The organism is Sulfitobacter sp. 1A13679 (assembly GCF_043557115.1).
GTDB classification, from domain to species: Bacteria; Pseudomonadota; Alphaproteobacteria; order Rhodobacterales; family Rhodobacteraceae; genus Sulfitobacter; species Sulfitobacter faviae.
In genome coordinates, this window is the sequence record NZ_JBIFFO010000037.1 from 1 (window position 1) to 13,251 (window position 13,251).

The following is a 13,251-nucleotide window of genomic DNA, read 5'->3' on the forward strand; positions in this document are numbered from 1 at the left end:
ATAAACCACGACGCATAACTGAGGGTGGGTCAAATCTCGGTGAAAATACCGGGTCAGTTCTCAGTGACAATCAACAGGTCCGTTTTGCGAGTGTGCCGATCGCGAGCATATCTGACCCCTTTCATTCTACAGTCTCTGTAGGTTTTTTGAAGGGTGTCGCACAAGCCGGCAGTTCGTGAACTGGATGACACTCAACGCTGAGATTTCTGCAAATCGTTGTATCACGTTCCGCCACGCGGCCATTCTCGCAGCCTATTGCAAAGAAGGATGATCGGGAGGAGAAAAGTTAAACAAACCACTTGAAGCTACAGTTGCTGTAGGTCGTATCTCTGTGTCTGACGGTGAATCGGATTGGAAGCAGACATGACGGACGGGAGCACAGCACAACGGGAATGGCGCGTCACGGGGATGGACTGCGGCGCCTGCGCGGCCAAGGTGCGCGGCGCGGTGGAGCGCTTGCCCGGGGTCGCGGATGTCGATGTCGCGCTGATGTCAGAACGGCTGTGCCTGACGCTGGATAAGAATGAGACCTCGCCCGAGCGGATCGAGAAGGCCGTGCGCGGCATCGGTTTTGGCATCTCTCCAAAGGGGGCACAGGCAGAGAGGCCGAAGGGCGGTTTCATCCTGCCGGACGATGCAGTGATCGGTGGGACAGCGGCATCACCTCAAGCGCATGCGCCCGAAGAGATGCCAGACCCCGCTTGGTATCAAACCGCGAAAGGCCGCTTGGTCCTCGGCAGCGGCGCTCTGCTCGCAATGGCATGGGCCTCGCGGCTTGTCCTGCCTGCTGAGGTTTCGCATTGGGGCTTTGTCATCGCCACGTTGATCGGGCTTATTCCCGTCGCGCGCCGGGCCTTTGCCATGGCGCGGGTGGGCATGCCCTTTACAATCGAAATGCTCATGACCATCGCCGCCAGTGGCGCGCTTGTGATCGGAGAGCCGGAAGAAGCCGCGCTGGTGGTCTTTCTCTTTGCCGTGGGCGAATTGTTGGAAGGTGTCTCTGCCGGGAAGGCCCGCAACAGCATCCGTGCGCTGACCAAGCTGGTGCCGAAAACGGCGCGGCTTGAGGTGGGCAACAAGACGCGGGAGGTGGCGGCAGAGGCGCTCAGCGTCGGCCAGATTGTGCAGGTGCGCCCCGGGGACCGGGTGCCCTGTGACGGCGAGGTGGTCAGCGGAACTTCGGGCGTAGACGAAAGCCCCGTTACCGGCGAAAGCGTGCCGCGCCTTAAGGAGCCGGGTGCGGATGTCTTTGCCGGATCGATCAACACAGAAGCGTTGCTGCGCATCCGAGTCACAAAGGTTGCGGCGGACAACACCATCGCGCGTATTGTGCGGCTGGTGGAAGAGGCCGAGAGCGCCCGCGCGCCGACCGAGCGCTTCATCGATCGGTTCAGCCGCGTCTACATGCCTGCCGTGGTCGGTATGGCCGCTTTAGTGGCCGTGGTGCCGCCGCTTGTCTTTGGTGGCGCCTGGGGCGAATGGATCTATCGGGCGCTGGCTCTGTTGCTGATCGGCTGCCCCTGCGCGCTGGTGATCTCGGTGCCTGCGTCGATCACCTCGGCCCTGTCCACCGGGGCGCGCAACGGGTTGCTGATGAAGGGCGGCGAAGTGATCGAAGCGGCGGCGCGAGTCACCCATGTGGTTTTTGACAAGACTGGAACGCTGACCCACGGCAAGCCCCGCGTAACTGATGTTCAGGTGCTTGTGGGAAATGAAGCCGATCTTCTGGCCCTCGCCGCTGGAGTTGAGAACGGTGCGAGCCACCCGCTCGGCCAAGCGATTTGCGGTGCGGCTGAGGCACGCGACATCGACCCCGCCGCAGCGACACAGTCCCGCGCCTTGCCCGGCAAAGGGGCCGAGGCGGTGATCGCGGGGGCAACCATCTGCGTCGGCTCGCCGCGTTTGGCGGCAGAACGCGGGGCGCTGTCAGAGACTTTGCGCGCCCAGGTCGAGACGCTCGAAGCGCAGGGCAAGACCGTGGTGATTGTCTTGCGCGATAACGAGGCCCAAGGCCTCATTGCTCTTCGCGATGAACCCCGCGCCGATGCGGCAGAAGCAGTGGCGCAATTGAACGCTTTGGGTATTTCATCGGTGATGCTCACCGGGGACAACCGGCGCACCGCTGCGGCCATTGCAGAGGGGCTGGGCATCGACCACCGCGCTGAATTGATGCCGGAGGATAAGGTTGCGGCCATTCAAAACCTCACGGCTGAGGCGAAGGTCATGATGATCGGCGACGGCATCAATGATGCCCCTGCATTGGCCGCAGCGCACGTGGGCGTCGCAATGGGCTCCGGCACCGATGTGGCGCTCGAGACTGCCGATGCCGCGATCTTGCGTGACCGGGTGACAGATGTGCCCGGCCAGATCCGTCTCGCCCGCGCCGCGATGGGCAATATCCGGCAGAACATCGCCATCGCGCTTGGGCTGAAAGCCGTGTTCCTTGTCACCACGGTGCTTGGCATCACCGGCCTCTGGATTGCGATCCTGGCGGATACTGGCGCGACTGTTCTGGTAACGCTCAACGCCCTGCGGCTGCTGTTTTTCCGGTCAACTACCGCCGAGCGGTTGGCCGAGCCCGGTTGCCGCCCTACAACCCATGCAACCAACGAAACGACAGTCTGAACCTTTGGAAGGATTTTACATGACCCTCACACGACGCAGCCTGCTGGCCTGTTCCGCAAGCTTTGCCGCCGCCGCACCATTTGCGGCATGGGCCGAAGACAAGCCCGCCATCCACGTGATGAAAGACCCCAACTGCGGCTGCTGTTCGGCGTGGATCGAGATTCTGGAGAACGAGGGTTTTGCCGTGACGACCGAGCGCAGCTTGGGAACGCTCTTGATCAAATACAAGCAAGACAACGGCATCCCGCAGGACATGGCCTCTTGTCACACCGGAAAGATTGACGGCTATATGATCGAAGGGCACGTCCCGCCCGCCGACATCCGTAAATTGCTTGCCGAGCGCCCGGATGCCATCGGCCTTGCCGTGCCGGGGATGCCCTATGGTTCGCCGGGGATGGGGCCGGAGAGTGAGCGCGACGCCTATGATGTCTATCTGATTGCTCGCGATGGCAACAGCGAGGTGTTCACAAGCTACGAGGCTGCCTAAATCGCAGCGGACTTGGACCAAACAAGCAGGAAGCGCGCATGGCACATGATCACGCCCATATTGACCCCGAAAGCGGGGACCGCAGAGTATCACTGGCCATCTGGGCGAATGCCCTTCTGACTGTGGCGCAGATCGTGGGCGGTGTCTTTGCGGGGTCGCTCGCCCTTATCGCGGACGCGCTTCACAATTTTTCAGACATGGCCTCCTTGGTGATCGCCTTTGTGGCTCGCAAAATCGCACGGCGTCCGGCAGATGCGCGGATGACCTTTGGCTATGGCCGGATCGAAATCGTTGCCGCGCTGATCAACTACACCACGCTTATTCTTGTCGGGGTCTATCTGATCTACGAGGGCGGGATGCGCATGATTGATCCGCCGCAAGTGGCGGGCTGGACGATGGTCATTCTGGGCGGGGTCGCGCTGGTGGTTGATACGATGACGGCGCTGCTGACCTATTCGATGCAAAGGGGTAGCGTGAACATCAGGGCATTGTTCTTGCATAACCTGTCAGACGCTCTGGCCTCGGTCGCGGTGATTATCGGCGGCACGCTCATCATCCTTTACGACCTGCGTTGGGTTGATCCCGCGATCACCATCGGTATCGCGCTTTATATCCTTTATCTGGCACTCACTGAAATCGGCGGTCCGATCCGTATGCTGATGCTGGGTAGCCCGCCTGACATGGATGCAGGCGCAGTGGTCGACGCGATGACTGATGTCGATGGGGTCCGGGATGTGCATCACGTCCATCTCTGGCAGATGCAGGAGCATGAGGTGGCGCTTGATTGTCATGTAGTGTTGATGGGGCGAGATTGGACGGACCTTGAAGCTGTAAAGCAGGCGGTCAAGAAAAAGCTCGCGGATGACTTCGGCATCACCCACTCGAGCCTTGAGTTTGAAACCTCAGATAATGCCCATCAGGGTGCCGCGTTGTTTGGCCATAAAGACGGTGGAAACAACGCCGGCGAAGAACCTGGTGCATAAACATCTTGAGATGCCGAACAGCGTGGCAGCACGTTTCACTTGGCCAGTTTCCGACCTTTAATGCATTTCGGTAGACGCTACGGTTTCTATAACTTCTCAATAATGGGTGTGGGCAATGTCCGGTTTGGCGTGCCGCACCGTATCATAAGGTATAATCGGTGAAGATCTGCTAAGGGTCGACCGTGCCGGCCAAGCTTTTGGCGCAACCGCGAAGAACTCCGTCCCTCATGCGGTCAGCTGGGGCTCGAAGCCGTCATTCGCTGCAGACATCATCAAGGTCGGCTAAGGTGAAGGTTTTCTGATGCGGGTCGCGGCGTGAGGTTCGCGTCTTGTTGGGCGGACGACCCGCGTTGGAAAACCTCCCAAGGTCGAAGCCGCGAGGGTCTTGGTGATGCTATGGGTAAAGTTCGCTGACGATCGAGACGACGGCTGTTTCAGCGGGCCGTTTGGCCTTTTGCACGAGGCTGCAGATGCGGACTTCCCAGCCCAGTCGCCAAGCGCTGCCCGCCGGGCTGGGTGGATTTGTGGTTTGGGAACCTGCTGATACCTGATCGGCGCAGGTGGCTTGGTCCGGTTCTGCACGGAGCAGCCAGCGTGGGTTGATGATCTGTGACAGGCGGTCGGTCATGCGGCCTGCTCCCGTGGTGGCGCGCGTGACATCGGTTTCTGCCCGCGACGAAAGATCTCGATGATGCGCATGGGTCCCCCGCAGCATGGGCATGGTTCACGCAGCGTGAGCGGGGTGACGTCTGGCTCAGCGTCTTGGACATCTGCCTGATCTGGTGGTTGGACGCAGAGCAGTTTGCGGATTTTTGTGAGATTAGCTTTGCGAGCGCTGCTGGCCAGCAGGCCGTAGTGGCGGATCCGGTGGAACCCGTCAGGAAGGACGTGGATCAAAAAGCGTCGGATGAACTCAGGCGTGGCTAAGCGCATTATCTTCTGGCGGTCCCCATTTTTGAGGCGGTAGTCTTTCCAACGGAAGGCGACGGTGTCGGCATCAGCGCTGACCAAGCGGTGGTTTGAGATGGCGACGCGGTGAGTATAGCGGCTCAGGTAGGCAAGCACGGCCTCTGGGCCGCCAAAGGGCGGCTTGGAATAGACCACCCATTCGGATTTGCGGAAAGGGGTGAGCCAGGTGGTGAAGGCGTCCGTCAGCGCCAGCCGCTCCAAGTCCCCATAGAAAGCCAGGTCTCCGGCTTGGTGCAGCGCCACGAGCCCGTCCAGAAAGAGGCGGCGGAACAGGCGCGACAGCACGCGCACATGCAAGAAGAACCCAGGCTTGCTGGCGACCCATTTGGTGCCGTCCGGCGACAGGCCGCCGCCGGGGACGATCATATGGATATGCGGATGATGGGTCAGTGCCGATCCCCATGTGTGCAGCACGCTGGTCATGCCCACTCGCACGCCCATGCGCTTGCGGTCGGCCGCGATGTTCATGATGGTCTTGGCCGACGCCTTGAACAGCAAGCCATAGATCGCCTTCTTGTTCCAATAGGCGATCTGCGCGATCTCAGCTGGCAGGGTGAAGACGACGTGGAAATATTCCACGGGCAGCAGATCCTCGGCCCGTGCCTCCATCCAGTCGCGCGCGGCCGGTCCCTGGCACTTCGGGCAGTGTCGGTTCTTGCAGGAGTTATAAGCGATGTGATGGTGGCCGCATGTGGCACAGCCAGCCACATGCCCGCCAAGAGCCTCAGTCCGGCAGGCCTCGATCGACGACATCACCTTCAACTGGGAGAGGCTGACATGCCCCGCATTGGCCAGCCGCCACGCAGGACCATGGGTGCGGAAGATATCAGCAATCTCCAGTTCGGTCCGGGGCACCCCGGCGCCCGGTCACTCCAGACTTCGCTTCACCGTCTGATCCTGCAATTTGGCCAGCATCTCGTAGGGGCTGACAGTGTCGCGGATCGTCTTGGTGGCCACATGAGTGTATCGCGCAGTGGTCGTCAGCTTGGCGTGGCCGAGCAGCACCTGAATAACCCGCACGTCGGTGTTTGCCTCCAAAAGGTGGGTGGCAAAACTGTGTCGCAACGTGTGCAATGTCGCCGGCTTCTTGACCCCTGCCATACATTCATGAACTCACTCTGCGAAAGATTGAGCGCAGCCTCCCGCCACGCGTAATGCTTCAGAGTGATCGACAGGGGGCACGCGTTTCATGCCAGTCCCCGACGATGCCCCCCCGTGAGGCTGGGACCGGCGCACCCCGGGGGTCGGAACTTCCACCCGCCTGACGCGTTCCAGCCCTATACAGTTTTTCAGAGATCGGCTCGGCCGGAGGGGGAGTTTCTCATGGCGGAGAACAAAAGCTCAACTTGGGATGTAAAGACAATCGGGATCGCGGCGGCGGCAGTCGTTGGGTGGGGGGCTGCCTTATATGCATTCACCGACACTGCAGAACTTCAGAAGCAGACCGACCGCACTATCTCGCGCTTGCAAAGCGCTATCAGCACGCAGCAGGAAGCAGCCGGAAGCGTCGAGGAATTGCAGGCGGAGCTCGCATCGCTGGAAACGGAGACCCAGTCCCTGCAGGAGCAGCGCGACGGCATCCAGTCGGACATCGACACCTTGCAGCCGAAGCTTGACGAATTGATCGTACAGCAGACCTCCATTGACGAAACGGTGGCGCAGAAGCAGCAGCAAAACAATGAGCTGGAGCAGCAGATCTCGTCGATGCGTGAAGAAATGACCAGCTTTGAAACCCGCAAGGCAGACATCCAAAGTCAAATTGTCTCCCAGACGCAGGAGTTGACCGACATAAATACCCGGGTCGAAGAAGCTCGGGCGCGTGAGGCCGAAGTTCAGGAAAGCCTCGCAACACTTAGTGAGGACAACGCGCGGCTCGCCGAAGAAGTCTCCACCGGCGAAAGCGAGCTCCAGTCTCTGAGGGCGCAGGAAACGAATTTGAGAGACGAGGTCGCAACCCTGGAAAGCAGCCTGAACGACATGCAGGCCCGGCAAGCGGAGCTTGAGCATAGCTTCGCCAGCATGACCGAGCGGAAGACCGCCCTGGAAACCGATGTCGCTGACGCCCAAGAGCAGCGAAACGAAATCCAGAAAATTGTAACGGACCTTACCAGCAATGTAGAAGAACGCTCCAACAAGCTGTTGGAGATTGAGGAGCGGATCTCAGCCGCGGAAAACGGTCAGGGGTCTTCTGCGGGCGGCAACAACAGCAACGGGTCGGAAGACAGTCATTCGGAGGCCGAATCAACCGCCACGCGCGAGATGCAAGGCACGCAGGAAAATACTGGCAACGGCGATGATCCGGTCGCTTCCCAAGCGGAAACTTCAAATTCAAACTCCTCCGGGCAGCCCGCCGAAGAGAATGAACGAGGCGACATGTCGTCCGACGCCGAAGATGAGGGCGTAACCGAGATCGACAGCGACATTAACGACAGCGCCGACTTGGTGGATTCGTTGCAGGAATCTGGCGGCCTCCCGCCCGAAGACCTGTCAGAAGCGGGTAGTCAGAATGCCGGATCCTCCGGCACATCATCGAAAGATGAGATGCAGAGCCCGACATCGAGCAGCGATCAGAAGACTGACACAGCGACCGATGGCGCATCGGGTGATACGTCCTTGATCGAGGGCAACGCGTCTGACACGTCATCGTCGGCGGAGGCGGAAAACCAGAACACCGAAGGCGAATCTGCTGGTTCTGATACCGAAACCGAAAGTGAGAACGCCGCCGAACCAACTCAGAAGCCACAGAAAGCCGGTAACTAAGCAAAGATACTCACGCTTTCGGCGATCCGAGGGCTCGTGAGACGATACTTGCGCTAATTTACCGGCAAGACACAGCCTCCCAAGCAAAAAAATGCCGATTGATAGGCGCGGAAAATATTGCGAACATCGCCGTCGTTTAGCAGCAATGGCACTGGGCCCAAGGTCAGCTTTGGCGAGTGCAGTGCCGCTACAATAGATAGACCCCGAAAGGCAGCTTTGGGAATGACTGGCGTGCGAACCATGTTTAGGGACAATCGCTGCCCCTTTGTATGACGTCTCCAGATCCCGAAACGGACATGGCTTATGATTTGAATCAAAGCTGGGCGACCCCTTGGTCCTATACTGATCTCTCAGGAGGTTCGAATTGTCTGAGCACGGCCATAGCCAGCAAGAAATCGCAAAGCGAATCGGAGCCCCCCCGGGTAGGGGTGTGCTGCGCGACGCTGTTTACGGCGCAATTGACGGAGCGGTGACGACGTTTGCCATCGTCGCGGGTGTTGCTGGAGCCGGGCTCTCGCCTTTCATTATCATTGCGCTGGGAATAGCGAACGTCCTGGCCGACGGGTTTTCCATGGCGGCGGCCAATTATTCAGGCACCAAAGCCGAACTCGACAACATGCGTCGCATCCGCAAAATCGAGGAGCTTCACATACAAAACTACCCCGAAGGCGAACGTCTTGAGGTTCGAGAAATCTTGGCCCAAAAGGGCCTGAGGGGCGATGTTCTGAACCAGGCTACCGATGCGATCACGAAAGATCGCGAGAGCTGGATCGACTTGATGATGGAAGGGGAATACGGGCTAAGCGGTGTCGATCCACATCCTGTGAAATCCGCCGTAACCACCTTTCTGGCCTTCCTGGCGGCCGGAATCGTGCCGTTATTCCCGTTCATTCTCGGACTGGGCAACGCATTTTCTGTCTCGGCCGCGCTGACCATGATGACCTTTTTCGCGATCGGCGCGCTGAAAAGCGTCTGGTCTCTCAGCCCCTGGTGGCAATCTGCGGGCGAGACTGTGGTGATTGGGGGGATGGCCGCCGCAATTGCGTTTTTTGTAGGAACGTTGTTCCATGCGTAGAGGGCGTCTCATGCGCCTATGACCGCTTCGTCCGCACTTTCCCAGTTCGTTGACGGCGCGGCGAATGACCGGATCTAATCCGGGGCAGGTGGGCAATTCTACGACCAGTTTAACGAACTTTGAGAGGATTTCTTTACGGTGACAACGCATGACGTCTTTTCCGACAGCGGGAACCAAACAGAAAAGTTGCGCCGGGCACTGACCACCCCCTTGCTCACCCTTTATGGGCTCGGCGTCACAGTCGGGGCAGGCATCTATGTACTCGTGGGAACAACAGCAGCGGAAGCCGGTGCCTACGCCCCAGTTTCTTTCTTGATCGCTGCTGTAGTTGTCGCTTTTACCGCTTTTTCGTACGCAGAGCTCTCAACCCGATACCCCGTTAGTGCAGGTGAAGCGGCTTACGTCGAAGCTGGCTTCCGCTCGGGGGCGATGGCGACTTTGGTGGGTCTGGCAGTTGCGTTGTCAGGGATGGTTTCTGCAGCAGCTGTCGCCATTGGGGCTGCGTCATACCTTCAGGGGTTGTTTGCAGCGCCACAGTGGGTGCTGACGGTAGTGGTCGTAGTGTTGATGGGGCTTATTGCGTTGTGGGGCATTACTCAGTCGGTCACTGTCGCTGCGATTATCACTCTGATCGAAATCGGCGGCCTAATTTTTGTGGCTGTTTGGGGTTTCGGAATCTCTGAACCTCTCGGGGTCGATCTTGTTGATATGCTGCCGCCCCTTGTTGGACCACATTGGATAGGAATCGGCGCAGCCTCTCTACTGGCGTTTTTCGCTTTTGTGGGCTTTGAGGATATGGCGAACGTTGCGGAAGAGGTTAAAGACCCCGTTTCGACCATGCCTAAGGCTATTGTTCTGACCCTGACCATCGCAACCTTGCTATATCTCGCGACAACAACCGCGGTACTTACAGCCGTGCCGCTCAGCAGGTTGGCGTCATCTTCCGCCCCGCTTGCTCTCGTTTTTGAGGCCGCCCCAAAAGGTGTCCAGCAGAGCTTTGCCATTGTTGCAATTGTTGCCACCGTCAACGGTGTCTTAATCCAAATGATCATGGCGTCGCGGGTGCTCTACGGTCTGGCGGATCGCGGGCACCTGATTGCTGCCTTGGCCACGGTCTGGCCAAGAACCCAAACTCCGGTTTCTGCAACGGTCGTGGTGATGTGCATCATCATGCTATTGACCTTAGCATTGCCGATCGAAGCACTGGCCGAACGCACGTCGCAGATCGTTCTCTTGGTCTTCGTTCTCGTGAATTCTGCATTGATAAGGCTGAAGATGCGGGGTGGCACTGTACCGCAGCATTTCAATGTGCCTATCATTATTCCCGTCCTGGGCGTGCTAACCAGTTTGCTCCTGTTCGGAACGGCATGGCTCTAAAATAGGAGTCAGCAGCCGTACTTCCTACCTCGATCCTCATACCGAAAGAGAACTCAATTGCGCAGGGTATTGTTTGCCAAAAAGGGCGGACTGGGGTGATCGGAATAAAAGGTGACGAGCCTTGCAGCGCCAGCTGCAGGCGTTGCTAAGGATCCCGAGAGGTCCGCCGATGTCGCCGGTCATGCGTCGCTTCAGGGTTAGGTCAGATTTCGCCAGCAAGCTTTTCGCGCAGGTCGAGAAAACCTTGCTGAAAGTGGTTCTTTTATCAGCGCTGTACGCTTTCCAGATACGCCAGAAGTCCTGCCAAGACTCTTGGCGTCGGGGTCATCACACCATCCACCGCAATTGGCACAGTATCATTTGCCATAGCACCTCCGAATTGAGGCATCACCCGGGCGAGATGCCCTTGTTCAGGGTCACCATAAATATAGCTCAATGCACGGGCGCGGGGAAAAGAGCCTCCGTTTTCACGGGCCAACAACGTGAGATCCGTCGGTTTTGGATCGAGCCCTGCCGAGGAAGGACCGTCGCCACGGCCCGACATTCCATGGCAGGAAACACAGTTCTTCGCAAAAAACCTCGCGCCATCAGGTGCTTCGGGCATCGAAGGTACTGTGCAGGCGGCTAAACCAGCGCTGGTGATTGCGAATGTGAACAGCAATGATTTCGGGATGGGCATAGGAACTCCTTCAGTTCGTAGACACGGCTAAGCTTAGCACACCCTGTAGGAATAGGCGCAAGCCTCAGATGCTAAGAGTGAGTATATGCTGCCACTGGGAATAGCTTCGAGCTCGGCACGGTCACTAACGGCTCGAAGCTGACCTTTGCTACGCAAGGCGTGAAGGTCGGCTTAGGGCCGGGGAGCGAGAGGCACGCCCATGCTGCGGCTGCAAAGCATATTACGTCCAGCGTAGTCAGTTTGGGCTCATACCGGGATTTCGCTGCGCTCTCCACGAATGTCTCCTGTTGGACAAAAACATATGGTCACAACACACGGGACAAATACGGTGGTAAGCGCCGGTGACAAAAATGTACGGATTTGGGCCCATACTGCGCTGCGGAGAACGTCCGGAAGGAGCCCAAACCGTCTATCACAGATGGTTATGGCTTGCCCTCGAATGCCAGAGCATTTGATTTCAGATCGTCCGGCGTAAACCTGAAAATCGTCATCTCGTCTACGCTATAGGCGCCAAGGCTTCTGTAGAATTCTATGGTGGGTTTGTTCCAGTCCAGAACCCCCCATTCCATCATCTCGCAGTTTCTCTCGAGGGCAAGAGAGCAAAGATACCCCATAATGATCTTGCCAAGACCCTGATGGCGGACTTTCGTATCCACGAAGAATCCATCGATATAGATTCCTGACCGTCCAGTAAATGCAGATGACTTCTGGCAAAAATAGGCAAAGCCCGCAATTTCGCCCTTGTAGTATCCAAACAGCGCCTCGCCCAGTTTTTCATTCAGAAGCCGTTTGATCTGAGCCTCAGTTGCCGTGATCTTGTCCGACATCTTTTGATAGGCGCCCAGTTTTTTCATGTATTCGACAACAAGCCCCGCATCATCCGGAGAAGCGTGTTGGATCATGAAATTCGGATTGGATGTCGCTATTTTCTGCACAGTTTCATTCTCCCATACCTGTGTTTGCGAAGGTAAATGTCCTGCTGGTCACAGCAAGTCAGAAGATGTCTGCTTTTCCGCCAAGCCGACGTTGGCCTGCAAACCTCAGCGCCGTTTGGGTGGGCGACCGCAGCGAATGGCAGGAACGAGCCCAACCTACCAGACTGAAGAATGGTGGTTAATGCGACCGCGACGATCAGTACAAGGTTTCTCTGTACCGCTGTTCAGAATAAGACTGTTCAGTAGAGGCAACTTCCATTTTGGAGTGGTCTCTGATCATTTCATAGAGCGGAGCGATGGGGCGGCTTTCCGACCAGGTCGTAGGTTTCCATAAGCCACCCCGCATAGGTGCTTTGCCGCAATGAGTGAAAACCTCGTCAGCAAAAACACGCAGGACCGTCTTAGGGCTTCTTCCGTTGATTTCGAACCTGTCGCAGAGTTCTGGGGCATCGCTTATTTCAGCTGTACCATTCACCCGAAGGGTCTCCGTAACTCCCGGAATCATGAACAAAAGTGCTACTTTGGGATGTGCTAAAATGTTCAAGAGACCATCAATCCGATTGTTGCCTGGGCGGTCAGGGATCAAAAGCGTCTTTTCGCTTTCTACTTCAACAAACCCAGCAGGATCACCTTTTGGCGACACGTCAAGATTTGTACCATCCGAGGTCGCAAGTACGAGGAAAGTCGCGTGTTCTATGAATTTTCTACAATGCTTATCGAATTGCGAAATAACCTTCGCCGCTGCATGTGGCGAAGCGCTGCCATAAATTTCTCTTAGTTTTTCAGGTGTCATAATTCAAACCTCCGATTGCTACCTGATAGCACTAAGGCCAAAGGCAGCAAAGTCCGCTCAGCCGACGTCGGCCGTCGGAAAATGCTGCGCGACGCATGAAAGACCGCTTCGGTGAAACTGCGCCGCAGCGAGACCGCTCTGTCTCAAGGTCGGCAATGGGCCGAAAGCACCAATAAGTGCCAACTCAAAAGTTTCCGCGATTCCCGTTGCTAAGGGTTTTGATAGATTGATTGACCCGATTTACTCCGGTCTTTTTACGCACTTAGACTTTAATCCTTTCAAGATTCTTCAGCACTGCATGCACGGCAAGGCCTGTTTCAGTCAGCCCATAGGTCACCTTGGGCGGAATGGTATTCTCCTGTTCGCGCCAAACCAGCCCATCGGCTTCCAACTCCCGCAGGCGGGTGGTCAGCACCTTGGGAGAGATGTCGGTGATCTGGCGTCGCAACACACCGAAGCGGCAGGCACGCTGATCGCCTAACACGTAGATCACATGGGTTTTCCATTGTCCCCAGAGCTTGCGCAGCAGCGTGTCCGCCGCGCAGGGGATATCAACTGCGTCCCGGTC

Annotated in this window: 12 protein-coding genes and 1 pseudogene; 6 read left to right on the forward strand and 7 right to left on the reverse strand. The window is 57.6% G+C overall.

Translation table 11 applies throughout. The annotated features are described in order from the left end of the window. Positions 1-363: 363 nt before the first annotated feature. The 3 genes from ACGYLA_RS18790 to ACGYLA_RS18800 are packed head-to-tail and all read left to right on the forward strand — an operon-like array spanning position 364 to position 4,095. Entirely contained in the window at positions 364-2,625 is a 2,262-nt protein-coding gene (locus ACGYLA_RS18790; RefSeq protein WP_394434509.1) for a heavy metal translocating P-type ATPase, read from the forward strand. Between the two features lie 19 nt (positions 2,626-2,644). Next, positions 2,645-3,112 carry a DUF411 domain-containing protein gene (locus ACGYLA_RS18795; RefSeq protein ID WP_271693710.1) on the forward strand — a complete coding sequence of 156 codons (468 nt, stop codon included), beginning with the start codon at positions 2,645-2,647 and terminating at the stop codon, positions 3,110-3,112. Between the two features lie 38 nt (positions 3,113-3,150). Next, a complete protein-coding gene (locus tag ACGYLA_RS18800; protein WP_394393627.1) occupies positions 3,151-4,095 on the forward strand; it encodes a cation diffusion facilitator family transporter in 945 nt (314 codons plus the stop codon). Between the two features lie 394 nt (positions 4,096-4,489). Here ACGYLA_RS18800 and ACGYLA_RS18805 read toward each other — a convergent pair whose 3' ends face one another. The 3 genes and pseudogenes from ACGYLA_RS18805 to ACGYLA_RS18815 form a co-directional block, all read right to left on the reverse strand. After that, complete coding sequence (locus tag ACGYLA_RS18805) at positions 4,490-4,723, reverse strand: hypothetical protein (protein WP_394393629.1); 234 nt, start codon at positions 4,721-4,723, stop codon at positions 4,490-4,492. Next, positions 4,720-5,919, reverse strand: a complete 1,200-nt coding sequence (locus tag ACGYLA_RS18810; protein ID WP_394393632.1) for an IS91 family transposase — start codon at positions 5,917-5,919, stop codon at positions 4,720-4,722. Before ACGYLA_RS18810 ends, ACGYLA_RS18805 begins: the two co-directional genes overlap by 4 nt. Positions 5,920-5,931: 12 nt before the next feature. Beyond that, positions 5,932-6,165, reverse strand: a pseudogene (locus tag ACGYLA_RS18815) (tyrosine-type recombinase/integrase); the annotation flags it as partial. Between the two features lie 222 nt (positions 6,166-6,387). Here ACGYLA_RS18815 and ACGYLA_RS18820 point away from each other — a divergent pair. The 3 genes from ACGYLA_RS18820 (at position 6,388) to ACGYLA_RS18830 (ending at position 10,276) form a co-directional block, all read left to right on the forward strand. Then, a complete protein-coding gene (locus tag ACGYLA_RS18820) occupies positions 6,388-7,824 on the forward strand; it encodes a hypothetical protein (RefSeq protein ID WP_108640274.1) in 1,437 nt (478 codons plus the stop codon). 364 nt (positions 7,825-8,188) lie between these two features. Then, positions 8,189-8,899, forward strand: a complete 711-nt coding sequence (locus tag ACGYLA_RS18825; RefSeq protein ID WP_394380792.1) for a VIT1/CCC1 transporter family protein — start codon at positions 8,189-8,191, stop codon at positions 8,897-8,899. Between the two features lie 138 nt (positions 8,900-9,037). Next, positions 9,038-10,276 (forward strand): APC family permease, encoded by a 1,239-nt coding sequence (locus tag ACGYLA_RS18830; protein WP_394393634.1) that lies wholly within the window; start codon positions 9,038-9,040, stop codon positions 10,274-10,276. Positions 10,277-10,541: 265 nt separating this feature from the next. Here the strand turns inward: ACGYLA_RS18830 and ACGYLA_RS18835 are convergent, their stop codons facing one another. The 4 genes from ACGYLA_RS18835 to ACGYLA_RS18850 form a co-directional block, all read right to left on the reverse strand. Beyond that, positions 10,542-10,955, reverse strand: coding sequence for a cytochrome c (locus ACGYLA_RS18835; protein WP_241962936.1), 414 nt, complete (start codon positions 10,953-10,955; stop codon positions 10,542-10,544). Between the two features lie 422 nt (positions 10,956-11,377). Beyond that, positions 11,378-11,857: a GNAT family N-acetyltransferase gene (locus ACGYLA_RS18840; protein WP_394393635.1), complete on the reverse strand. Its 480-nt coding sequence runs from the start codon at positions 11,855-11,857 to the stop codon at positions 11,378-11,380. A 229-nt stretch (positions 11,858-12,086) separates the two neighbouring features. After that, a complete protein-coding gene (locus tag ACGYLA_RS18845; protein ID WP_304951555.1) occupies positions 12,087-12,683 on the reverse strand; it encodes a pyridoxamine 5'-phosphate oxidase family protein in 597 nt (198 codons plus the stop codon). Between the two features lie 262 nt (positions 12,684-12,945). Next, on the reverse strand, positions 12,946-13,251 hold a 306-nt coding region (locus ACGYLA_RS18850; protein WP_394434511.1), incomplete at its 5' end, for a winged helix-turn-helix transcriptional regulator.